The organism is Ferrovibrio sp. (assembly GCF_017994015.1).
Lineage (GTDB): Bacteria > Pseudomonadota > Alphaproteobacteria > Ferrovibrionales > Ferrovibrionaceae > Ferrovibrio.
Genome location: NZ_JAGOLP010000012.1, coordinates 13,300 through 34,330 on the forward strand (window position 1 = coordinate 13,300; position 21,031 = coordinate 34,330).

Below are 21,031 nucleotides of genomic sequence, written 5' to 3' on the forward strand. Positions count from 1 at the left end.
CGGCTGGGGCTTGGTGGTGAAATCCAGAATGTCGTGCGCCCGGAGCCTCGCCCTGAGCCGGCGCCACGATCTCAGCCGCCGCCAATCCTGCCGGCACCAAGCCAACCACAATAGACTCAGCCGCGCAGCAGCCGCGTCACGGTTTCGGCAATAGCATCGGCGGCAGCGCGCAGGCGCGGCGCTTGGCGCATATCCTTGTGCCGCACCAGCCATAATTCGCGGCTCAGGGCCACGCTCTTGTCCAAAGCCGTCAGGTCGGGCCAGTGTCGGGCGGCGAAATCCGGCAGCAGGATGGCGCCGAGGCCGTCGCGTGCGGCGCTCAGCAATACCGGCATGCTGTTGCAGCGGAATACCAGATGGAAACGCTCGGGCTGCGCCGCCAGCCAGCGCTGCTCGGGCAGGGCATCCAGGCTTGCATCATAGCCCAGCATCGGCAGCGGCTCGGCAAGGGCAAGCCCGGCACGGGCATAGAGCCGGAATGGCACATCACCCAGCTTGCGAGCATAAAGTTCGCCGCCGCGCGGCCGGCCCCAGCGCAAGGCCAGATCGGCTTCGCGCCGCGCCAGGCTGAGTTTTTTGTGATCGGTCAGCAGGGTGAAACGCAGGCCGGGATGGCGCCGCCGCAATTCGCCCAAAGCCGGCACCAGCAGCAGCATCGCGGCGCCTTCGGTGGCGGTGAGGCGCAGATCGCCCTGCAGGCCGCTATCGCCGCCGCGCCCGGCCAGGCGTTCGATCTGAAGCGCCGGTTCCTCGATGCGGGCGGCAGCAGTTACGGCCTGCTGGCCCAAAGCCGTGAGGCGCCAGAGCCGGCCCTGGCGCTCGGTGAGGCTGGCGCCGAAATGCGCTTCCAGCGCGGCCAGACGGCGGCCCACCGTGGCATGATTGACCCCGAGCGTACGCGCCGCGCCGGACAGGCTGCCCTGGCGCGATAATTCCAGCAGGTAGCGCAGATCGTTCCAGTCGAGCGCATTTGTGCGTTTCTGCACAGTCATGGCGCAAGTTTAGCCTCTTTCGGTTCAAAAATCGATACGTTAGGGTCCGCCGACAGAAACCATTGCAAGAGGAATCACCATGACGATGCCAAAGACTTTGCTGGAAATGGCTGGTGCGCCCAAGCTGCCGCTGACCTGGGCCGCCTCGGCCCTGGTTCTGGTGGATCATCAGCAGGAATACACCATCGGCAAGCTGCCGCTGGTCGGCATCGATGCCGCTGTGGCCGAACTGACCCGGCTGATCCAGGCGGCGCGGGCTGCCGGCGCCCCGGTGGTGCATGTGCGGCATCAGGGCCGCGCTGGTGGCGTGTTCGATCTCGACGCGCCGGGCGGCCAGTATATTCCGGGCCTGGAAGCGCTGCCGGGTGAGGCCGTGGTGAGCAAGGGGCTGCCGAATGGTTTCGCCAACACCAATCTGAAGGATGTGCTGACCGCTAGCGGCCGCAAGGAAATCATCGTCGGCGGTTTCGCCACCCATATGTGCATCTCGGCCACGGTGCGCTCGGCGGTGGATAATGGCTTCCGGGTTGGCCTGGTGGCGAATGCCTGCGCCACCCGCGATCTGCCCGATCCGCTGGGCGGCATCCAGACGGCCCAGCAAGTGCATCGCGCAACGCTTGCGGCGCTGAATGATCGTTTCGCCACCGTGGTGGCCGAAGCTTCTGCAATTCAGTAGATAATTTTTTGACCCGGCGGAGCGGCAGCCTATTTCCAGGTTTATGCCGCTCCGTTTGCTTCTGCCACTGTTCCTGCTGTTATTTGCCACACCGGCCCGGGCCGATGATGCCGTATGGCGCTTGTTGCAGCGTGGCGGCCAGGTGATTGTGCTGCGCCATGCCACCACCGTGCCGGGGGTTGGCGATCCGGCCAATTTCAAGCTGGGTGATTGCAGCACGCAACGGAATCTCTCGGAAGCCGGTCGTGAGGAATCGCGCCGGCTTGGCCAGGCTTTCCGCCAACGTGGCATCAGCGTTGGCGCGGTGCTGAGCAGCGCCTGGTGCCGCTGCGTCGATACGGCGCAACTGGCTTTCGGCAAGGCCGAGATCTGGCCCGGAGCCAATTCGTTTTTTGACAATGCTGCCGAGCGGGGCGACCGCACAGCCGCTTTACGCCAGCGTGTGACACAGCATCGCAGCTCGGAAAACCTGGTGATCGTGACGCATCAGGTGAATATCACCGCGCTGACCGGGGTGTATCCAGCCATGGGCGAGATGGTGGTGCTGAGCCCCGATGCGGCCGGCGGTTTCAGCATTGCCGGGCGGATCAAGCCGCAATAGGCCGGTTCAGCGCCCTGGTGCCGGCAAAGGTGTGGCATCCACGCCGCCGCGCGGCGCCGCCTGCACCTGCGGCACCGGCGCCAGCGCCGGCTGGTTGCCGCCGGCTGGCCGCTGGCGTGGTTTACGATCTGCCGGCAACTGGTTCCACAACCGGTCAGCCTCGGCCACCGCCAACACCTGGTCGCCGGGCCGGCAGCCACGGCTGCGGTAGAGCAGGCGGCGGCCGGCAAAATAGCACCAGGCGGCCTGCTCAAGTGCGGCACGTTGCAGCGCCTCGGCCTCTGGCGTGTCAATCCAGCGGCTGCCGGGCGGGCAGAAATCGGCGCCAAAAATCAGTTGTTTGGCATCGTCATAACACAGCGCCTGGCCGGCCTCGCGCAAGGAGTCTGGCGGCTGGATCGTCGCCACCTGATCCAGCGCCACGCCGGATCTTGGCGCGGCTGCGGCCTGCTGTGCTGGCTGCTGCTGGGCTTCGCGCCGCATGAATTGCTTCTCGGCCTCGGTGGCCGGGATATCGGCATAGCCGGGAGCGCAGCGCCCAGTCTGGCTCAGATACAACAGGCCGGTTTCGGCATTGAAGCAGGCGGTAAGCGGCCCGCTGCCGGCGCTGCTCAGCCGATTTGCGGCGCTGGGGCGTTCACTGCCGCCCATGCCGCGATAGAGGTTGCGGTTTAGATCGCGCAGGCTGTCTTCCATACCGCCGCAGCTGGCAAGCAGCAGCGACAGCAGCGCAATGCCAGCCAGCCGCATGCCGTTTTCAGCCTCGGCCGCGATAAGGCGGCACGCCCTGGTCTGGCAGCCACAGGCCGGCCGGCGGCTTGCCGGTTTGCCAGAACACATCAATCGGGATACCGCCGCGCGGATACCAGTAGCCGCCAATGCGCAGCCAGCGCGGCTGCATCGCGGCCACCAGCCTTTCGCCGATATACACGGTGCAATCCTCATGGAAGGCGCCGTGATTGCGGAAGCTGCCAAGGAACAGCTTGAGCGACTTGCTCTCGACGATGCGCTTGTTCGGCACGTAATCGATCACCAGATGGGCAAAATCCGGCTGCGCCGTCAGCGGGCACAGGCTGGTGAATTCCGGCTGCACCAGACGGATGGCATAAAGCCGGCCTGGCTTCGGATTGGGCACGGTTTCCAGCTTGGCGGCCTCGGGCGAGGTCGGCAGCGGCGCCGCCTGCCCCAGCAGGGTGAGTTCGGACAAGGCCCCGGCCTGGGCCCCAGCCTGGGCGCCGGCCTTGGCCGGGCGTGCGGGAGCGGGACGCGGGGAGACTGATTTACGAGATGCCATGGCAACCTGACCTGCCTTTATTTCGCCGCAACAATACCTCGGCCCGGCCGGTTTTGCACCAAACAGGCGCCACGATCCGGCGCGATAAAAACAACACGCACCGGTTGGGGGCGAACCCGCCCCGCCCAGCGTGAAACACCGCAAGGAGTTACCCAGATGACCATCCGTTTCAAGACCATTGCGACCGCGCTGCTGGTGAGCAGCGGTCTTGTCCTCGGTTCCGTTGGTGCTTTTGCCCAGAGCGCCCCGGTCACCCAGCCGGCCGCTGCGGCTTCGGTGAATGCCACCTCGAACGCGACCAGCGCCAATGCCACCGCTGCCGCCAAGGCTGATGCCAAGCAGGCCGAGAAGAAGGCCGAAGCGAAGAAGCATGAGCTGAAGAAGGCCCATGCCGCCCAGGACAAGAAAGCCAGTGAGGCGAAGAAAGCCGTCAACTGAGCGGCTATCACTGAAGCTTGAATACCAGCCCCCCGTTCCGGCTTTTTGCCCGGGGCGGGGGGCTTCCCATTATCTGCCGCCCATGCTTTCCTCCGGGCATGATTCCCGGGGACGAAACGTATAAACCGCCGTGCTTGGTGCTGTTCGATTGCGATGGCACCCTGGTGGACAGCCAGCATCACATCATTGCCGCCATGCGGCAGGCTTTTGCCGCTTTTGCGCTGCCTGAGCCGCATGCCGATGATGTGCGCCGCCTGGTGGGCCTGCCGCTGGATGTTTCGGTGCGCAAATTGCTGGAAGCCGGCGCCGCCAATGCCGATGCCGTGGTGGCGGCCTATCGTGAAGCGGCTTTTGCCATGCGCCACCAGCCGGATCATCAGGAACCGCTATTTCCCGGCTTGCGCGAGGTGCTGGATACTCTGGAAGCCGATGGCTGCCTGCTGGGCATTGCCACCGGCAAGGCGCGGCGCGGCCTGGATGCCACCTTGCAGATGCATGGCCTGGCGGATCGTTTCATCACGTTGCAGACAGCGGATATTGCACGCGGCAAACCTGATCCCGATATGGTATTAAGGGCGATGCGGGAAACCGGCGCCACGCCGGCCTCGACATTGGTGGTTGGTGACACAACTTTTGACATAATGATGGCCCGTAATGCCGGCACCCGTTCCGTGGGTGTGGCCTGGGGTTATCACGATCCGGACGAATTGCTCCAGGCCGGTGCTCATGCGGTGATCCGGCGCTTTGCCGATTTACCGCAGCTTGTCCGGCAAATCATGGGAGGCCAGTCATGCGCTATGTGAAATGGATTGCTCTAGCCCTGGTGCTGCTGATTGGCGCCGCCGTGGCGGTGGTTCTCACTGTTGATGTGAACCGCTTCAAGCCGCAGATCCTGGCCGCGGCAGAGGAAGCCACTGGGCGCAAGCTGGAAATTGCCGGCGATCTCAAACTGAACCTGTTCCCGAAGCCGGCGATCACGGTGAAGGGCGTCAAGCTGGCCAATGCTGCCTGGGGCAGCCGGACCGACATGGCCAATGTGGGCGAATTCGCCGCCGAACTGGATTTGTTTGCGCTGCTGGGCCGCCAGGTGAAGGTGGACCGGCTGGTGCTGGCCGATGTGGATGTGTTGCTGGAGAAGGACAAGCAGGGCCGCGCCAATTGGGAATTCGGCAGCAAGCCGGCGCAGCCGCAACAGCAGCAACAGGCGGCGAGCCAGCCGGGCGCAGCGATGAGCCTGCCTGCGGTATCCGACGTGACATTGAAGAATATCAAGCTGGCTTATCGCGACGCGACGACCGGCGCGGCCAATGATGTGCTGCTGAGCGAATTGTCGCTCAAGAGTGGTCTTGGCGGGATATTGGCCGCCAAGCTGGTGGCCAAGGTGGATGGCAACGACATTACCGCTGATGGCAGCTTCGGCAGCCTGAGCGAGATGATGGCGCCGAGCAAACCCTGGCCGGTGAAACTGAATCTGGCGATCCCGAATGCCGATCTGAAGGCAACCGTGGAAGGCTCTATCCGCGAGCCGCTGGCTGGCAAGGGCTATGTGCTGAAATTCACCGCCGCCGCGCCGGATATTGCCAAGCTGGCCGCCCTGGCCAAGCAGAAGGCGCCGAGTTATGGCCCGCTGGCGATTGCCGGCAGCCTGAACGATCAGGCCGGCGAGCCGGGCTTGAGCGATCTGAAACTCAGCCTCGGCAGTGAGGAAATTGGCCGTGTGGGCCTGAGCGGCGCGGTGCGCCAATTGCTGCAACAGAAGGGCGTGGCGCTGGATGTGGAATTGACCACACCGAATGCCAAAGCCTTTGCTGCCAAGTTCGGCGCCGAGGTGGCCCAGGCCGTGCCGGTGAAATTTAAGGCCAATGTGAAGGATGCCGGGCCACAGCGTTATGTGCTGAGCGGCATCACTGCCGATATTGCCGGCAGCGATCTGGCCGGCTCGGGTGAGATTGCATTGGCTGGCGCGCGCCCGGCGGTCAAATTTGACCTTGCCTCGAAATCACTCGACCTGACGCCGCTGCTTGGCGATGGCAGTACGGCCGGCGGCAAGCCGGCAACATCGGGCAGCGGCAGCGCGGCGAAGAAAAGCGGCGACAAGCTGTTCAGCAGCGATCCGTTGCCGCTGGATGCGCTGTCGCTGGCCGATGCCGATTTCCGTTTCAAGGCTGAAAAATTCAAGGCGCCCAAGCTTGCAGCGCAGAATGTGAATATTGCGCTGCTGCTGAAGGATGGCGTGCTCAGCCTGAAGCCGTTTGGGCTTGGCTTATCCGGCGGCACTCTGGCCGGCGAGATTGGCCTGAATGGCAAAACCAAGGCGCTGAGAGTGAAGCTGGATGGCAAGAATATCGGCCTCAGCGATTATCTGCGCAGCGAGAAGATCAGCGATGTGATCAGCCGCGATGCACGCACTGATCTTGCCATTGACCTGACCAGCCAAGGCGGCAGCGTGGCCGCTTTGATGGCCGGGTTGAACGGCAAGGCGGTGGTGAAAGTGGGCGAGGGCGAGTTGCGCGACCAATATCTTGATTTCCTGGGCGCCGACATGCTGAGCGTGCTGGGTCGTTTTGGCCAAGCCACGGCCAAGACCAAGCTGGAATGTGTGGTGACCGGCTTTGAGATCAAGAGCGGCGTGGTGACGCCGAAGCCGATTTTTGTTGAAACCGGGCGTATCACCATTGCCGGCGAAGGCGCGATCAATCTGGCCACCGAGCAGCTTGATCTGAAGATTGTGCCATCCTCGCGTGATGCGGCGCTGGCCAGCCTGGCAGTGCCGATCAAGGTGGGCGGCACATTGGCCTCGCCGAGTGCCTTCCCTGATCCGCTGGCTGCCGCCAAGGGTGTGGCCGGCGCATTGGCCGGTGCAGCTTTGCTGGGGCCGGCGGCCATCCTTACGCCGCTGATGAGCAGCGGCAGTGGTGATGCTGATCGCGGCCAGGCGGCCTGCGCCAAGGCGGTGGCGATTGCCGAAGGCAAGCCGGTGCCTGGCAGTCGCCCCGGGCAGGCGGCGCCATCCAGCAACCCGGTGGAAAATCTGGGCCGTGGCCTCAATAATCTGTTCAAGCGCTGAGTAAACCATGAAGCGATTCTACAAGACCGCCACCGCGCAGGCGTCAGCGGATGGCGGCGCTGTTGTGCTGCTTGATGGCCGCGTGCTGAAAACCCCGGCCAAGCAGGACATGCGCCTGCCGACGCTGGCATTGGCGGAAGCCATCGCGGCGGAATGGGCGGCGCAGGGGGCCGAGATCAGGCCGCAGGACATGCCGCTGATGCAGCTAGCCGCCACCGCGCTTGATCGTTTGGCGCTGGATCGCAGCCCGGCCGTGGCCGATGTGGTGCGCTATAGCGGTTCGGATTTGCTGGCCTATCGCGCTGAATTTCCGCCGGAGCTGGTGCTGCGCCAGCAAGCCGAATGGCAGCCTTTGCTGGACTGGTTCCGCGAGCGTTATGACGTGGCGATGAATGTGACGCAGAGCATCACCGCCGTGCCGCAGCCGCCGGAACTGGCTGAGCGGATCAGGCGGGTGTGCGAGACGATTGATCCGCTGCGGCTGACCGCGTTGCAGACCGCCACCAATGTTTGCGGCTCGGTGGTGATTGCGCTGGCTTTGCTGGAGGGCAGGGTGGATGCAATGGGCGCTTTCCGCATCGGCTATCTGGATGAATTGCACCAGGCCGAGCGCTGGGGCGAGGATGAGGAAGCCGTGGCGCGACGCCAGGCATTGCAGGCCGAACTGGCCGCCATCGAGCGCTTTATCAGCCTGCTATAGCCAGCCGGATTTGCGGAAGCGCCAGTAAAGTATGCCGCAGGCCACGGCGATGACGAGCAGAGCGGCGGGATAACCAAACTGCCACTTCAATTCCGGCATCACGTCAAAATTCATGCCCCAGATGCCGGCGAAGGCGGTGGCGACGGCGAAGATGCCGGCCCAGGCGGCCAGCCGCTTGTTCACTTCACCTTCCTCAATGGTAACCATCGACAGGTTAACCTGCATCGCGGTGTTGATCGTGTCGCGGATCGCATCCACCGAGGTGTTGATGCGGTTGAGATGGTCATACACGTCGCGGAAATAAACCTGCATGTCGGCGCAGGGCAGCGGAACGCGGCCACCGCCCTGCAATTTGCCCACTGCATCCAGCAGAGGCGCCACGGCATGTTTCAGCACCTGCACCTTGCGCTTCAGGGCATAGAGCCGTTCGATATTGGAACGTGCCGAGCCCTGCGCAAAAATCTGCTCCTCGATCTGCTCAAGCTCGGTTTCAAGGGCATCGACAATGGGGAAATAACGATCAACGATGGCGTCGATCAGGGCATAGAACACAAAGCCCGAGCCGAGTTTGAGCAGATGCTGTTCCCGTTCGCAGCGTGCCCGCACGCCCAGGAAATTCTGTTGGCTGCGGTTGCGGACTGACAGCACATAATTGCGCCCGACAAAAACATCGACTTCGCCGACCTGGATTTCGCCGTCTAAAATCTCAATCAGTTGAATTACGGCAAAGATGCTGTCGCTGTATTCTTCAATCTTGGGCCGCTGATGGCCGTGATTGGCATCTTCCACTGCCAATTCGTGCAGCCCGAATTCCTCTTTCATCTGCTGCAATTCGGTGCCGTCGGCATCCTTCAGGGCGACCCAGACGAAGGTGCCGGGTTGCGAAACATGGTCGCTGATCTGATGGATCGAGGGTTCGGCGATTTTCTCGCCATTGCGGTAGGCAACACAATTGATCAGCATGGCGCAATCACCCTCATTCGCGTCTCGCTCGGCGGACGATAGAGACTTTGCCTTCAACGCGCCAGTTGGTCAGCCGAGATGGGCGGCTATGCGGTCAAATACCGCGTGGAACATCGCTTCGGTGAGACGGCCGGTATTGGTGTTGTAGCGCGAGCAGTGATAGCTCGAAAACAGCGTGGCGCCATTCGGCATTGGATAGGCGCTGTTATGCCCAAAGGGCGCGGCAGCACGCTTCACTTTCAGGGTATCCAGCACCGCCACATGGGCAATCTGGCCCAGCGCCAGGATGGCGCGCAGCCCTGACATGGCAGCGATTTCGGGTGCCAGGAAAGTGCTGCGGCAGATTTTGGTTTCAGCCGGCGTAGGCTTGTTTTCCGGCGGCACACATTTCACCGCATTGGAAATGCGGGCGCGCAGCAACACCAGGCCGTCATTCGGATCGGCGCGGAATTCTCCCTGGCTGAAGCCGTATTTCTTCAATGTACTGTACAGCAGGTCGCCGGCATAATCGCCGGTGAAAGGCCGACCAGTGCGGTTGGCGCCTTTCAGGCCGGGTGCCAGCCCCACCACCAGCAGGGCTGGGGCGGCATCGCCCCAGGCCGGCACCGGTGCATTGAAAAAGTCGGGATAGGCGCGGCGGTTATCGTCACGAAACTCAGCCAGGCGCGGGCAGAGCCGACAATCCCGTTCCGGCACCGGATAAGGCAAAGCCGCTGCCATGCTGGCCGCCGGCTGGCTTAGCGGTTGTAGCCGCGCGGATTGGCGGTGTCGATTTCGTCTTCTTCCTCATAGGCGCCGGCCGGGCTGCCCGGGGCTACACGCAAGGTGGCATTGAGGCCGGCGGTGCGCTGCGCCTGGAGATGTTCGCGGGCAGCACCTTCGCGCATGATCTTCGGCATCAGATCCTGCAATTCCACAAAGGTATCGGCCTGGCGGCGCAATTCATCGGCCACCATCGGCGGCTGGCTCTTGGTGGTGGCCACCACCGACACGCGCACGCCGCGACGCTGCACGGCATCCACCAGCCGGCGGAAATCGCCATCGCCGGAGAACAGCACGGCATGGTCGATATGCGGCGCCAAGTCCATCATGTCGATGGCAAGCTCGATATCCATGTTGCTCTTGAAGCGACGGCGACCATTAGCGTCGGTATATTCCTTGGCCGGCTTGGTCACCATGGTGTAGCCGTTGTAATCCAGCCAATCGATCAGCGGCCGCAGCGGTGAGTAATCGGCATCTTCAACCAGCGCGGTGTAGTAGAAGGCGCGGATCAGATGCGCTTCCTTGCGGAAGTGTTCCAGCAGACGGCGATAGTCGATTTCAAAACCCAGGCTGCGCGCCGCCGAATAGAGGTTGGCGCCATCAATGAACAATGCGACCCGTTCTTGCGGATAAAATTTCATGAGTTTCACTCCGTATTGGTATGACGTCGATATATTGAGAAGGTACGATGGGTTAGATAAATCATCGCAAAGCCTACACAAGCCTTTCATGCGCGAAAATCCCTCGAACGATCTAGTTTTTGTCGCAATCGGCGGAAACCTGCCCGCAGAGGGTCGGGATGGATTGCGCCCTACACTTGAGGCGGGTGTAGCGGCCTTATCCGAGATCGGCTGCACCATTATCGGGCGCTCTAGCTGGTGGTGTTCGCCGGCCTGGCCGCCGCCTGGACCCGGCGAATCCAGGCAGCCGGATTACCTCAATGCCGTGGTGGCGCTGCATACCAATCTGGGGCCGGATGAATTGCTGCAAGCGCTGCATGGCATCGAGGCGGCTTTTGGCCGCAGTCGGCTGGGGCGCTGGGATGCCCGGCCGCTTGATCTCGACCTGATCGACTATGCCGGCCGGGTGCAGATGGATGGCGAGGCGGGCCGGGCGGTTTTGCCACATCCGCGCATGGCCGGGCGGTTATTTGTGCTGCTGCCGTTGCGGGAATTGGCGCCGGATTGGCACCATCCGCGCTCCGGGCTGGCCATAGAGCGTTTGATTGCCGCCGCAGAACCCATGAAAATCAATAGGTTAGGCGCCGCGTCAAGTTAGCACTTGCAGCATGACGGCGAAGCGGGTATGCACCCGTCTTTGAAGGATTCGCTGCAAGGATTCCCCACATGGCTCGCGTTACCGTCGAAGATTGCGTTCTCAAGGTTCCCAACCGGTTTGAGTTGGTGATGCTCGCCGCCCAGCGTGCCCGCGCCGTTTCGGCTGGCGCGCCGCTGACCGTGGACCGCGACAACGACAAGAATCCGGTGGTGGCTTTGCGCGAAATCGCCGACGAGACGGTGGATATCGAAACCCTGCGCCAGCGCATGATTGGCGGCATGCAGAAGCATGTGGAAGTGGACGAGCCGGAAGAAGACAACATGGCGGCGCTGATGGAATCGGCCGAATGGGCCGGCGTGCATCAGGCGGATGATCTTGCCGAAGGTATGGGCCTGGAAGACGAAGCCGGCGATGACGCGGCCGACGAGTCGGCCGAGGCCGACGAGGAATAATTCTCGTCCTTTTGATCTAGAATCGTTCCAGGGTCTTGCCCTGGGGGGAATTTAGCCCAAAATTCATGGTGTTGTGTAACCGTTGCCTGCAACAGGAGAACGGCACCGTATGGCGCGCGCTCGCATATTGCGACAGGTAGAGTTGGTCGAGAAGGTTCTGGCATATGATCCCAGTGCCAACGAGGACCTGTTGAATCGCGCCTATGTGTTTTCGATGATGGCGCATGGCACGCAGCTGCGTGCCTCAGGCGATCCGTATTTTTCCCATCCGGTGGAAGTGGCCGGCATCCTGGCCGGCATGAAGCTGGACGACAAGACCATCGCCACCGGTCTGTTGCATGACACGCTGGAAGATACGGTCGCCACGCCGGCGGAAATCGAAAAGAATTTTGGCGGCGACGTGCTGCGTCTGGTCGATGGCGTCACCAAGCTATCGCGGATTGAGCAGCAATCCGACCGCATGCGGCAGGCGGAGAATTTCCGCAAGCTGCTGCTGGCGATGTCGAACGATATCCGCGTGCTGCTGGTGAAGCTGGCCGACCGGCTGCACAACATGCGCACGCTGCATTACATCAAGACGCCGGAGAAGCGCGCCCGCATCGCCCGCGAAACGATGGAAATCTATGTGCCGCTGGCGGATCGCATCGGCATGCAGGAACTGAAGGAGGAGTTGGAAGACCTCGCCTTCGGTGAACTAAATGGTGATGCACGCGCTTCTATCCTGACCCGGCTGGAGCAGTTGCGCACCGAAGGCGGCAACCTGGTGGATCGCATTTCCGATCGGGTGAAGCGCACGCTGGCAGAGCAGGGGCTGGATGCCTGGGTTTCCGGACGCGAGAAGCGGCCCTTCTCGATCTGGGAGAAGATGCAGCGCAAGAACATTCCGTTCGAGCAGCTTTCCGACATCATGGCCTTCCGGATCGTGGTGCGGGATATCGGCGCCTGTTATCAGGCGCTCGGCATTGTGCATGGCACCTGGCCCTCAGTGCCGGGCCGCTTCAAGGACTATATCTCAACGCCGAAGCAGAACGGCTATCGCAGCCTGCACACCACGGTGATCGGGCCCGAGAACAAACGTATCGAAATCCAGATCCGCACTCAGGACATGCACGAAGTGGCCGATCTGGGCGTGGCGGCGCATTGGCAATACAAGCAGGACGGCGATAGCAAAACCCCGGCGCCCGATGCCGAGGCCAAGCAATATCGCTGGCTGCGGGAATTGCTGGAAATTCTGGAACAGGCATCCGATCCCGAGGAATTCCTTGAGCATACCAAGCTCAACATGTTTCAGGATCAGGTATTCTGCTTCTCGCCGAAGGGCGACCTGATCGCATTGCCGCGGGATGCCACGGTGGTGGACTTTGCCTATGCGGTGCATTCCGGCATCGGCGATACAGCCGTGGGCGCCAAGGTGAATGGCCGCGTGGTGCCGTTGCGCACCGTGTTGCGCAATGGCGACCAGGTGGAAATCCTGCGCTCCAAGGTGCCGGCGCCAAATTCAAACTGGCTGCATTTTGTCAAATCAGGCCGCGCCAAATCCTGCATCAATCGGTTCATCCGCCAGCAGCAGCGCGGCCAGTATATTGAGCTAGGCAAGGCGATCCTGAAAAAGACCTTCCATGAGCGCGACCACCAGCTTTCCGAAAAGGGCCTGGACGCGGCGGTGAAGGTGCTGAAGCTGCGCAATGTGGACGATGTTTATGTTGGGGTTGGCGATGGCAGTTATACCGGCCGCCAGGTGCTGCATATCGTCTATCCCGGCGAGAAGGAGCAGGATCGCGACGCTGATAAGCCGACATTGCTGGTGCGCCAGCAGAAGCCGGCGGATCAGAAAAACGGCATCCCGATCCGTGGCCTGATCCCGGGCATGGCGATGCATTTCGCCGGCTGCTGCCATCCTTTGCCCGGAGATCGTATCGTCGGCATTGTCACCACCGGCAAGGGCGTCACCATCCACACGATTGATTGCGACGCGCTGGGGCAGTTCACCGACCAGCCGGAACGCTGGCTGGATATTGCCTGGGATTCACCGCCCGAGGGCGACAAGACGGCGCAGGCGCATCTCGGCCGCGTGCTGCTGCTGGTGGCAAACGAACCCGGCTCGCTTTCCGCGCTGTCCACCGTGATCGCCAAGCACAAGGGCAATATCACCAACCTGAAAATCACCAACCGCACCCAGGAATTGTTTGAGATGTTCGTGGACATCGAGGTGCGGGATGTGAAACATCTGTCCAATATCATCGCCGCCTTGCGCGCCACGCCGAATATCAGTTCGGTGGAACGCGCGCGCGGCTAGCCCCGACGGAAGCCCAGACCAGACCATGACCAAAGACGAAGTGTTGCAGCATTACCGCGCCTCCGGCGCCCTTCTCGAAGGGCATTTCCTGCTCACCTCGGGCCTGCATAGCCCGATCTACATGCAGTCGGCCAAGGTGCTGTCGCATCCAGCCCGTGCCGAGGCCTTGTGCAAGGCGCTGGCCGATACCATTCGCGCCAAGCTGGGGCCGAATCCGGTGGATATCGTCTGCTCGCCGGCCATGGGCGGCGTGGTGGTGGGCTATGAACTGGCGCGCCAGCTTGGCGTGCCGGCAATCTTCACCGAGCGCGTGGACGGCAAATTCGCCCTGCGCCGTGGTTTTGAGATCGAACCGGGCGCCCGTGTGCTGATGGCCGAGGATGTGGTCACCACCGGCAAGTCGAGCCGCGAATGTATCGACTGCATCACCGAGCATGGCGGCGTGACCGTGGCGGCTTCCTGCATTGTCGACCGCTCGGATGGCGAGGTTGATCTGGGCGTGCCGCTCTTTGCGCTGTGCGGCTTCAAGGTGCCGGCCTATCGCGCAGATGAATTGCCGCCCGAGATGCAGAAACTGCCGGCAATCAAGCCCGGCTCGCGCGGGCTGAAATAGGAGCGGGGTATGAGCAAGCTGCGCCTCGGCGTCAATATCGACCACGTAGCCACCATCCGTAATGCACGCGGCGGCCGGCATCCCGATCCGATCCGTGCCGCCATCATGGCGGCAGCGGCTGGTGCCGATGGCATCACGGCGCATTTGCGTGAGGATCGCCGCCATATCTCGGATGGTGATATTGACCGTCTGATGGCGGAGATTGATCTGCCGCTTAATCTGGAAATGGCCGCCACCGAGGAAATGCTCGGCATTGCGCTGCGCCACAAACCGCATGCCTGCTGCATCGTGCCGGAGAAGCGCGAGGAGCGCACCACGGAAGGCGGCCTGGATGCAGCCGCCCAGCATAACCATCTGGCGCCGATCATCGCCAAGCTGAATGACGCCGGCATCCGCGTGTCGCTGTTCATCGAGCCGTCGCGGGTGCAGCTTGCCGTGGCCAAGGCGCTGGGTGCGCCGGTGGTGGAATTGCATACCGGCCGCTATTGCGAACTGGAAGGCGCCGCCCGTGAAGTGGAACTCAATCGCCTGCGCTCGGCGGCGGCCTATGCGGCTGAATTGGGCCTGGAATGCCATGCCGGCCATGGCCTGAATTTCGACACGGTGGCGCCGGTGGCGGCGATCCCCAGCATCATGGAATTGAATATCGGGCATTTCCTGATCGGCGAAGCCATCTTCGGCGGCCTGGATGGCGCCATCCGCCGCATGCGCAGCCTGATGGACGCGGCGCGCGGCGACCGCAGCCTGTCGGCCTGATCTGCATGATTCTCGGCATTGGTTCCGACCTGATCGACATCCGGCGGATTGAGAAATCCATTGCCCGCTTTGGCGAGCGTTTTCTCAACCGCATCTTCACCGACAAGGAAAAGGCGCGGTCAGACCGGCGCCAGCGCACCCGGATTGCCTCCTATGCCAAGCGCTTCGCGGCCAAGGAAGCCTGCTCCAAGGCGCTTGGCACCGGTTTTCGCAAGGGTGTGTTCTGGCGCGATATGGGCGTGGTGAACTTGCCCAGCGGCAAGCCATCGATGCTACTGACCGGTGGCGCGCTGGCGCGGCTGCAAAGCCTGCTGCCGGAAGGTTATGAGGCACAGATCGACCTGACCATCACCGACGAACCGCCGATGGCCCAGGCCTTTGTGATAATCTCTGCGGTGCCAAAGAAAAATTCTAATTGATACAACAGGATAGGGCCGGTCACCGGGCGACTTGACAGGAGCCGGGGTGGCGGGCTTCATGGCCGCTTGGCGGCCAGCAGCAGGAGCATGTCGTGGCGATGGGTAAGGTGGATGCGGAGAGTGGTTCGGCGCTGTGGGAAAATCTACGTACCCTGTTCTATGCCCTGCTGATCGCCGGCGGCGTGCGCAGCTTTGCCTTCGAGCCTTTCCATATCCCCTCGGAATCCATGCTGCCCACCTTGCTGGTGGGTGATTACCTGTTCGTTTCCAAATATGCCTACGGCTATTCGCGCTACTCGCTGCCGCTCAGCCCGCCGGTGATGAATGGCCGGGTGCTGGAAAGCGCGCCGGAGCGTGGTGATGTGGCGGTGTTCCGCTATCCGGGCGACACATCGGTGGATTACATCAAGCGGGTGATCGGCCTGCCGGGCGACAAGGTGCAGATGAAGGATGGCGAATTGTGGCTCAACGGCCAGAAGGTGCAGCGCCGCCGCATTGCCGATTTTGAGGAACGCGACCGCTTTGGCAATGTGATCAAGCGTGCCCGCCAGTTTGAGGAAACCATGCCGGGGCCGAATGGCCGCAGCTATCACACGCTTGATCTGCGCGACCGCACCGATGGCGACGATACGCCGCTGTTTGAAGTGCCGGCCGGGCATTATTTTGTGATGGGCGATAACCGAGACAATTCGCAGGACAGCCGCTTCCAGGTGGTGAGTGGTGGCGTTGGTTTCCTGCCTGCGGAAAATCTGGTTGGCCGCGCCAATATCCGTTGGATTTCGGTGGATGGCTCGGCATCATTGCTGCAACCGTGGACCTGGTTTGGCGCCTTGCGCTTCAACCGGATGTTCACAAGCATTCATTAGACCGTGCCGGACGACGCCTATAAACCCGGTCTCGATGCGCTACAGGCGGTGCTCGGCCATCGCTTTTCCGATCCGCGCCTGTTGGAAGAAGCCCTGGTGCATCCTTCCGCCAATCCGCGCCGCAGCCGTGCCAAATCGGCCCGGCGCAGCAGCAGCAAGCCCGATCCGGCAGCGCGCGATTATAACCGGCTGGAATTCATCGGCGACCGGGTGCTGGGCCTGATCGTTGCCACCATGCTGGCGAAGGCTTTTCCCGAGGCGGCGGCCGGTGAACTGGCGTTGCGCTATAATGCCCTGGTGCGGCAGGAAAGCCTGGCGCGCTTTGCCCAGGAACTGGGCCTTGGCGAACATATCAACCTGTCTCGCTCCGAACGCGATTCCGGCGGCGCCGGCAAGCCGGCAATCCTGGCCGATGCGCTGGAAGCCGTGATTGCTGCCTTGTACCTGGATGGTGGCCTCGTGGCCGCCGAGCGTTTTGTTGCCGCCCATATGGAGACAAGGCTCGACGATTCCACTTTCACCGGTGCCGCCAAGGATGCCAAGACCGCCTTGCAGGAATGGGCCGCTGCGCGCGCCCTGGCAGCGCCGATCTATCGTGTGGTGAGCATTGAAGGGCCGCCGCATGAACCACATTTCACCGTTGCCGTCGCCCTGGGCGATGGCGCGCCGGAGCAGGGCCGTGGTGGCTCGAAGCGGGCGGCCGAACAGGAAGCGGCGGGGCATCTGTTGCGCCGCCTGGAGCAAGATACATGAGTGAGTCCCCCACCACCTTCTGCGGCTATGTCGCCATTGTCGGCGCGCCGAATGCCGGCAAGTCGACCTTGCTCAATGCCCTGGTCGGCGCCAAGATTTCCATTGTCTCGTCCAAGGTGCAGACCACGCGGGCGCGCATCACCGGCATCGGTATGGCGGGCGCGGTGCAGCTTGTATTCCTGGATACGCCCGGCATCTTTGTGCCGAAGCGGCGGCTGGATCGTGCCATGGTACAGGCGGCCTGGAGCGGTGTGGAAGATGCCGATACCATCCTGCTGGTGGTGGATGTGGCGCATGGTTATGACGACGAAACCCGCGCCATCCTGCAACGCCTGCGGGATCGCAAGGTGCCGGTGGTGCTGGCGCTGAACAAGGTGGACAAGATCCCGCGTGAAAAGCTGTTGGGCCTGACCCAGGCGCTGAACAACGACTTCCCCTTTGCCGCCACTTTCATGATTGCGGCATCGAGGAATGAAGGCGTCGACGATCTGCGCCGTGACCTGGCCAAGCGCATGCCGGCCGGCCCCTGGCTTTATCCGGAAGATCAGCTGGCCGATGTGCCGATGCGTTTCCTGGCTGCCGAAATCACACGCGAAAAACTGTTCAACGCGCTGCGCCAGGAATTGCCGTATGCCGCCACGGTGGAAACCGAGGATTGGAAGGACCAGAAGGATGGTGCCGCCAAGATCAGCCAGGTGGTTTTTGTTGAGCGTGAGACACAGAAGAAGATCGTGATCGGCGAAGGCGGCGCCATGTTGAAGCGGATCGGCGCCGCTGCACGGCGAGAAATGGAAACTCAATTCGAGCGCCGCGTGCATCTGTTCCTGTTCGTCAAGGTGCGCGGCGATTGGGGTGATGATCCTGAGCGCTACGAAGCTATGGGATTGGATTTCCCGAAAGGCTAAGCTTGGCCCCGGGCCGCATCGGGGGGGCCTGGCATGGCTATGCTGCGCTCGATCGGTTCGAAGATTTTCTCCATCGCTTTGGTGCTGGTGGCGCTAATGCTGGTGGCGTCTGCCGGCACCAGCTGGATGGCACAACGGCTGGATAACGGGCTGGAGCGTATCGAACAGCGCTTTGTGCCGGCCTATGCCAATCTGGCGGAAGCCGCGATGTATTCGCTGGAACAGGCACTGACCCTGCGCCAGCTTGTGCTGCATGCCGAATTTGCGCGTGAACTGGCCGAAGAAAAGCTGCTGCGTGGCCGCGTGGATGAGCTTGAGGAAGCAGCTGTAGATGCCGTTATCAAGGCGCGCGGCCATCTCAAGGCGCTGCTGGCCGAAGCCGATCTGTTCAGCAACATAGCCCGCTTGAGCCGGCTTGATACGCGGCTTGAATTCCTGGTTGAGCAGATGCTCAAACATGAGGATGGCATCGACCAGGTGATAAACGCCCTGGAAGCTGGCGATTGGCCGCGCGTGCGGCTGGCGGTGGCCGAACTGGATCGTGGCCGCAGTGAGATCAACCGCCGCATCAATCTGGACTACACGGAGATGTATGCCGCGTTTAAGGAGGCGAGCGATGGCTTGCAGATACTGCAACGCCAGGTGACGCAGGCCAGCCAGGTGCTGACGGTGATCGCGGTATTGCTGGGCCTGGTGGCGGCGGCCTATCTGACGCGCAATCTGGTGCGGCCGGTGCGGCGCCTGCTGGAAGGTGCGCGCCGGGTAGAGCAGGGCTCGCTGGAAGTGGATGTGCCGGTATTGAGCCGCGATGAAATCGGCCAGCTTACCGCCACCTTCAATGGCATGGTGGATGAATTGCGCAAGAAGGAGCGTATCCGCGATACCTTTGGCCGCTATATGGACCCACGCATTGTGGAAGGCTTGTTGCTGCGCCCGGAACTGGCCCGCGAAGAGGGCGAGCGGCGGGTGATGACGGTGCTGTTCTGCGACATGAAGGGATCAAGTGCGCTTGGCGAGAAGCTGACCCCGACCGCACTGGTGGCGGTGATCAACCGTTATCTGTCGCTGATGTCGGAACCGGTCCGTTCGCATGATGGCGTGATTGACAAATATATCGGCGATGCGGTGATGGCCTATTGGGGGCCGCCCTTCGTGCGCCCGGAATTGCAGGCCGAACTGGCCTGCAAGGCCGCGCTGGGCATGCTGCGCCAGCTCGAAAAATTCCGCACCGAATTGCCAGACCTGCTTGGCTTGCGCAAGGAAGTGCCGCAGATCGCCATCCGCATCGGCATTGCCACCGGTGATGTGATCGTCGGCTCGATTGGTTCGGAATTTTCCCGCAGCTATTCGATGATCGGCGATACGGTGAACCTGGCGTCACGCCTGGAGGGCGTGAACAAGGAATACCGTACCGGCATCATCATCGCCGAAGGCACCCGCCGCATGCTGGGCGAGCGTTTTGTGCTGCGTGAGCTGGATCGCCTGCGGGTTGCCGGCAAGAACGACCCGGAAGTGATCTACGAACTTTATGGCCTGGATGAAAGCGAGCGGCTGCCGGAACGTGATGCCGCCTTTGCCAGGGCGCTGGCGGCCTATCGGCTCGGTGACTGGGCTGTTGCCAAAGCCGGCTTCGACGCCTTGCGCCAGCAAGACCCGGCGGCGCGGGTTTTCCTGCGTCGGATTGAACAGCTTGAGGCGGCACCGCCAGCCGATTGGGATGGCGTGTGGACCATGACTGAGAAATAGCCTTTACAGGCCGAACAGCGTCAGCAGGATCGGCATGGTGATGAAGGCGCCAACCGTGGTGGCCGTCACGATGGCGGCCATCAGCGGTGCGTCGCCACCCATCTGGCGGGCCAGGATGTAACTGGCGCTGGACGTGGGCAGCATGGCCCACAGCACCAATACCTGAGTTTCAAGCAGGGTCAGGTCCCATAGCCGGGCCAGACCGAACATGGCCAGCGGATAAATCAGCAGCTTGAGCAGGCAGGCAACCGCCACCGCGCCGCTGCCGCGCCGCAATGCATCCAGCTGCAAGGCTGCGCCAACAGTGAGCAGGCCAAGCGGCGAGGCGGCATCGCCCAGGGTTTTGAAGATGGCATCAATGCCGCGCGGCAGGCCAAGGCCGCTGACATTGAGCAGGATGCCGATCAGGCAGGCCAGGATCAGCGGGTTTTTCGCCAGGGCCAAAACCTGGTCGCGCCAGGTGGCGCCCTGCGCATTGGCACCATGACGCATCATCACCAGCACGGTGATGAAATTCAGAAACGGGATCGCCACGGCGATCACCACGGCATAAAGCGTGATGCCGGCATTGCCGGCCAAAGCCGCCACGGCGCCAAAGCCGACAAAGGTGTTGAAGCGCACCGAGCCTTGAAACAGGCTGGTGAAGCCTGGGCCATCGATATGCAAGAGCCGGCGAAAGGCAAAAGTCAGCGCCGCGATCAGCAGGATGCTGCCCAGCAGCGTACCGAACAGGCCGGTGGGGTCCAGGTCGCCCAGGTCGCCGCGCGCCAGGTTATGGATCAGCAAGGCCGGGAAAAACAGGAAGTAGACGCTGCGATCAGCCAGCGGCCAAAAGGCGTCGCCGGGAAAGTTCCAGCGCCGCATCGCCAGGCCAAGCAGGATCAGCACAAAGATGGGGAGAATCGACAGTAATACGGTCAGCATGCCGCGAGATTAGGCGGCTTGTATCAGGATGGCGAGATCGATCAGGCGATTGGCGAGCGAATAGGCAAAATACAGCATCAGGGCGCGCAGCAGGGTTTCGCCCCAGCCCAGCGACTTGTCATGCCGGCGGGGTGCTGGCCGGGCCTTTTGCCTGCGCGGCGCGGCGGCCTGGCGCGGCTGCAAGGTATAAGCCGTGTCATTGGCTGGCTCCGGTGTCACATCGATAATGGCCGGGATGATGGCGGGCAGATTTGGCACCGGTTCAGCCACCAGCCGGGTGGGGGGATGCGCTGGTTCGGCGGGTAAGTCGCGGCGTGTTTCGCCCCGGGCGGCGATGCGGGTGCGCTCCGGACCATAGATGCGGCGCCAGCGGAAAGCCTCGGCTTCGGCAGCCTCGGGATCGTCATGCGCAGCACGCAGAATCCAGCTATCGCCCAGACGCGTCAGGACGATATAGCGCGAGTTCGGCATGTCGGCAGCGTAACCCATGGCAACAGTATTACCGGGTAGCGTTAACGCTTGTTAAACAG

At 62.4% G+C, this 21,031-nt stretch carries 24 protein-coding genes; 16 read left to right on the plus strand and 8 right to left on the minus strand.

The window, feature by feature from the left end:
- Nucleotides 1-116: 116 nt before the first annotated feature.
- Nucleotides 117-992, minus strand: a complete 876-nt coding sequence (locus KBB36_RS08605; RefSeq protein WP_290978796.1) for a LysR family transcriptional regulator — start codon at nt 990-992, stop codon at nt 117-119.
- 79 nt (nt 993-1,071) lie between these two features.
- Here KBB36_RS08605 and KBB36_RS08610 point away from each other — a divergent pair, with 79 nt between their 5' ends.
- Nucleotides 1,072-1,668: a cysteine hydrolase family protein gene (locus tag KBB36_RS08610; RefSeq protein WP_290978799.1), complete on the plus strand. Its 597-nt coding sequence runs from the start codon at nt 1,072-1,074 to the stop codon at nt 1,666-1,668.
- A gap of 55 nt (nt 1,669-1,723) precedes the next feature.
- The gene (locus KBB36_RS08615) at nt 1,724-2,269 is read left to right on the plus strand and encodes a histidine phosphatase family protein (protein WP_290978802.1); all 546 of its coding nucleotides are present in this window, start codon (nt 1,724-1,726) and stop codon (nt 2,267-2,269) included.
- A 6-nt stretch (nt 2,270-2,275) separates the two neighbouring features.
- Here the strand turns inward: KBB36_RS08615 and KBB36_RS08620 are convergent, their stop codons facing one another.
- Both KBB36_RS08620 and queF read right to left on the minus strand, forming a co-directional pair.
- Nucleotides 2,276-3,019, minus strand: coding sequence for a hypothetical protein (locus KBB36_RS08620; RefSeq protein WP_290978805.1), 744 nt, complete (start codon nt 3,017-3,019; stop codon nt 2,276-2,278).
- 7 nt (nt 3,020-3,026) lie between these two features.
- Nucleotides 3,027-3,476: a preQ(1) synthase gene (gene queF, locus KBB36_RS08625; RefSeq protein ID WP_290978808.1), complete on the minus strand. Its 450-nt coding sequence runs from the start codon at nt 3,474-3,476 to the stop codon at nt 3,027-3,029.
- 243 nt (nt 3,477-3,719) lie between these two features.
- Between queF and KBB36_RS08630 the strand changes: the two genes are divergently transcribed.
- The 4 genes from KBB36_RS08630 to KBB36_RS08645 all read left to right on the plus strand — a co-directional run bounded on the left by KBB36_RS08630 (nt 3,720) and on the right by KBB36_RS08645 (nt 7,768).
- Nucleotides 3,720-4,001, plus strand: coding sequence for a hypothetical protein (locus KBB36_RS08630; protein ID WP_290978811.1), 282 nt, complete (start codon nt 3,720-3,722; stop codon nt 3,999-4,001).
- A 137-nt stretch (nt 4,002-4,138) separates the two neighbouring features.
- A complete protein-coding gene (locus KBB36_RS08635) occupies nt 4,139-4,804 on the plus strand; it encodes an HAD-IA family hydrolase (protein WP_290978814.1) in 666 nt (221 codons plus the stop codon).
- Complete coding sequence (locus KBB36_RS08640) at nt 4,792-7,068, plus strand: AsmA family protein (protein ID WP_290978817.1); 2,277 nt, start codon at nt 4,792-4,794, stop codon at nt 7,066-7,068. The genes KBB36_RS08635 and KBB36_RS08640 overlap by 13 nt, the downstream gene beginning before the upstream one ends.
- A gap of 7 nt (nt 7,069-7,075) precedes the next feature.
- The gene (locus KBB36_RS08645; protein WP_290978820.1) at nt 7,076-7,768 is read left to right on the plus strand and encodes an ATP12 family chaperone protein; all 693 of its coding nucleotides are present in this window, start codon (nt 7,076-7,078) and stop codon (nt 7,766-7,768) included.
- On the opposite strand, the gene corA is transcribed toward KBB36_RS08645, so the two are convergent.
- From corA to KBB36_RS08660, 3 genes are all read right to left on the minus strand, one after another.
- Nucleotides 7,763-8,731: a magnesium/cobalt transporter CorA gene (gene corA, locus KBB36_RS08650; protein WP_290978823.1), complete on the minus strand. Its 969-nt coding sequence runs from the start codon at nt 8,729-8,731 to the stop codon at nt 7,763-7,765. The two genes, KBB36_RS08645 and corA, sit on opposite strands and share 6 nt — an antisense overlap.
- A 69-nt stretch (nt 8,732-8,800) precedes the next feature.
- Nucleotides 8,801-9,451, minus strand: a complete 651-nt coding sequence (locus KBB36_RS08655) for a uracil-DNA glycosylase (RefSeq protein ID WP_290978826.1) — start codon at nt 9,449-9,451, stop codon at nt 8,801-8,803.
- 17 nt (nt 9,452-9,468) lie between these two features.
- On the minus strand, nt 9,469-10,134 hold the full coding sequence (locus KBB36_RS08660; protein WP_290978830.1) for an NYN domain-containing protein: 666 nt from the start codon (nt 10,132-10,134) through the stop codon (nt 9,469-9,471).
- A gap of 88 nt (nt 10,135-10,222) precedes the next feature.
- On the opposite strand from KBB36_RS08660, the gene folK reads away from it, so the two are divergent.
- The 10 genes from folK to KBB36_RS08710 all read left to right on the plus strand — a co-directional run bounded on the left by folK (nt 10,223) and on the right by KBB36_RS08710 (nt 19,577).
- The gene (folK, locus tag KBB36_RS08665; RefSeq protein ID WP_290978832.1) at nt 10,223-10,771 is read left to right on the plus strand and encodes a 2-amino-4-hydroxy-6-hydroxymethyldihydropteridine diphosphokinase; all 549 of its coding nucleotides are present in this window, start codon (nt 10,223-10,225) and stop codon (nt 10,769-10,771) included.
- 68 nt (nt 10,772-10,839) lie between these two features.
- The gene (gene rpoZ, locus KBB36_RS08670; RefSeq protein WP_290978835.1) at nt 10,840-11,223 is read left to right on the plus strand and encodes a DNA-directed RNA polymerase subunit omega; all 384 of its coding nucleotides are present in this window, start codon (nt 10,840-10,842) and stop codon (nt 11,221-11,223) included.
- A gap of 124 nt (nt 11,224-11,347) precedes the next feature.
- Nucleotides 11,348-13,519, plus strand: coding sequence for a bifunctional (p)ppGpp synthetase/guanosine-3',5'-bis(diphosphate) 3'-pyrophosphohydrolase (locus tag KBB36_RS08675; RefSeq protein WP_290979030.1), 2,172 nt, complete (start codon nt 11,348-11,350; stop codon nt 13,517-13,519).
- A gap of 25 nt (nt 13,520-13,544) precedes the next feature.
- Nucleotides 13,545-14,132 carry an orotate phosphoribosyltransferase gene (gene pyrE, locus KBB36_RS08680; RefSeq protein ID WP_290978838.1) on the plus strand — a complete coding sequence of 196 codons (588 nt, stop codon included), beginning with the start codon at nt 13,545-13,547 and terminating at the stop codon, nt 14,130-14,132.
- Nucleotides 14,133-14,141: 9 nt separating this feature from the next.
- Nucleotides 14,142-14,888, plus strand: a complete 747-nt coding sequence (locus KBB36_RS08685) for a pyridoxine 5'-phosphate synthase (RefSeq protein ID WP_290978840.1) — start codon at nt 14,142-14,144, stop codon at nt 14,886-14,888.
- Between the two features lie 5 nt (nt 14,889-14,893).
- Entirely contained in the window at nt 14,894-15,307 is a 414-nt protein-coding gene (acpS, locus tag KBB36_RS08690; RefSeq protein ID WP_290978844.1) for a holo-ACP synthase, read from the plus strand.
- Between the two features lie 98 nt (nt 15,308-15,405).
- The gene (lepB, locus tag KBB36_RS08695) at nt 15,406-16,173 is read left to right on the plus strand and encodes a signal peptidase I (RefSeq protein WP_290979033.1); all 768 of its coding nucleotides are present in this window, start codon (nt 15,406-15,408) and stop codon (nt 16,171-16,173) included.
- A gap of 3 nt (nt 16,174-16,176) precedes the next feature.
- On the plus strand, nt 16,177-16,926 hold the full coding sequence (rnc, locus tag KBB36_RS08700) for a ribonuclease III (protein ID WP_290978847.1): 750 nt from the start codon (nt 16,177-16,179) through the stop codon (nt 16,924-16,926).
- Nucleotides 16,923-17,831: a GTPase Era gene (gene era / locus KBB36_RS08705; protein ID WP_290978850.1), complete on the plus strand. Its 909-nt coding sequence runs from the start codon at nt 16,923-16,925 to the stop codon at nt 17,829-17,831. Before rnc ends, era begins: the two co-directional genes overlap by 4 nt.
- Nucleotides 17,832-17,864: 33 nt before the next feature.
- Nucleotides 17,865-19,577, plus strand: coding sequence for an adenylate/guanylate cyclase domain-containing protein (locus KBB36_RS08710; RefSeq protein WP_290978853.1), 1,713 nt, complete (start codon nt 17,865-17,867; stop codon nt 19,575-19,577).
- A 3-nt stretch (nt 19,578-19,580) separates the two neighbouring features.
- Here the strand turns inward: KBB36_RS08710 and KBB36_RS08715 are convergent, their stop codons facing one another.
- Nucleotides 19,581-20,501: an AEC family transporter gene (locus KBB36_RS08715; RefSeq protein WP_290978856.1), complete on the minus strand. Its 921-nt coding sequence runs from the start codon at nt 20,499-20,501 to the stop codon at nt 19,581-19,583.
- 9 nt (nt 20,502-20,510) lie between these two features.
- The gene (locus KBB36_RS08720) at nt 20,511-20,990 is read right to left on the minus strand and encodes a hypothetical protein (RefSeq protein ID WP_290978859.1); all 480 of its coding nucleotides are present in this window, start codon (nt 20,988-20,990) and stop codon (nt 20,511-20,513) included.
- Nucleotides 20,991-21,031 lie beyond the last annotated feature (41 nt).

What these genes read in the sequence shown, in the direction of transcription:
- KBB36_RS08710 (WP_290978853.1), top strand. Translation starts at nt 17,865, where the DNA reads ATGGCTATGCTGCGCTCGATCGGTTCGAAGATTTTCTCCATCGCTTTG.
- KBB36_RS08655 (WP_290978826.1), bottom strand. Translation starts at nt 9,451, where the DNA reads ATGGCAGCGGCTTTGCCTTATCCGGTGCCGGAACGGGATTGTCGGCTC.
- KBB36_RS08620 (WP_290978805.1), bottom strand. Translation starts at nt 3,019, where the DNA reads ATGCGGCTGGCTGGCATTGCGCTGCTGTCGCTGCTGCTTGCCAGCTGC.
- KBB36_RS08720 (WP_290978859.1), bottom strand. Translation starts at nt 20,990, where the DNA reads ATGGGTTACGCTGCCGACATGCCGAACTCGCGCTATATCGTCCTGACG.
- KBB36_RS08715 (WP_290978856.1), bottom strand. Translation starts at nt 20,501, where the DNA reads ATGCTGACCGTATTACTGTCGATTCTCCCCATCTTTGTGCTGATCCTG.
- KBB36_RS08640 (WP_290978817.1), top strand. Translation starts at nt 4,792, where the DNA reads ATGCGCTATGTGAAATGGATTGCTCTAGCCCTGGTGCTGCTGATTGGC.
- rpoZ (WP_290978835.1), top strand. Translation starts at nt 10,840, where the DNA reads ATGGCTCGCGTTACCGTCGAAGATTGCGTTCTCAAGGTTCCCAACCGG.
- pyrE (WP_290978838.1), top strand. Translation starts at nt 13,545, where the DNA reads ATGACCAAAGACGAAGTGTTGCAGCATTACCGCGCCTCCGGCGCCCTT.
- corA (WP_290978823.1), bottom strand. Translation starts at nt 8,731, where the DNA reads ATGCTGATCAATTGTGTTGCCTACCGCAATGGCGAGAAAATCGCCGAA.
- KBB36_RS08605 (WP_290978796.1), bottom strand. Translation starts at nt 992, where the DNA reads ATGACTGTGCAGAAACGCACAAATGCGCTCGACTGGAACGATCTGCGC.
- KBB36_RS08645 (WP_290978820.1), top strand. Translation starts at nt 7,076, where the DNA reads ATGAAGCGATTCTACAAGACCGCCACCGCGCAGGCGTCAGCGGATGGC.
- KBB36_RS08630 (WP_290978811.1), top strand. Translation starts at nt 3,720, where the DNA reads ATGACCATCCGTTTCAAGACCATTGCGACCGCGCTGCTGGTGAGCAGC.
- KBB36_RS08685 (WP_290978840.1), top strand. Translation starts at nt 14,142, where the DNA reads ATGAGCAAGCTGCGCCTCGGCGTCAATATCGACCACGTAGCCACCATC.
- acpS (WP_290978844.1), top strand. Translation starts at nt 14,894, where the DNA reads ATGATTCTCGGCATTGGTTCCGACCTGATCGACATCCGGCGGATTGAG.
- era (WP_290978850.1), top strand. Translation starts at nt 16,923, where the DNA reads ATGAGTGAGTCCCCCACCACCTTCTGCGGCTATGTCGCCATTGTCGGC.
- KBB36_RS08610 (WP_290978799.1), top strand. Translation starts at nt 1,072, where the DNA reads ATGACGATGCCAAAGACTTTGCTGGAAATGGCTGGTGCGCCCAAGCTG.
- KBB36_RS08660 (WP_290978830.1), bottom strand. Translation starts at nt 10,134, where the DNA reads ATGAAATTTTATCCGCAAGAACGGGTCGCATTGTTCATTGATGGCGCC.
- lepB (WP_290979033.1), top strand. Translation starts at nt 15,406, where the DNA reads ATGGGTAAGGTGGATGCGGAGAGTGGTTCGGCGCTGTGGGAAAATCTA.
- folK (WP_290978832.1), top strand. Translation starts at nt 10,223, where the DNA reads ATGCGCGAAAATCCCTCGAACGATCTAGTTTTTGTCGCAATCGGCGGA.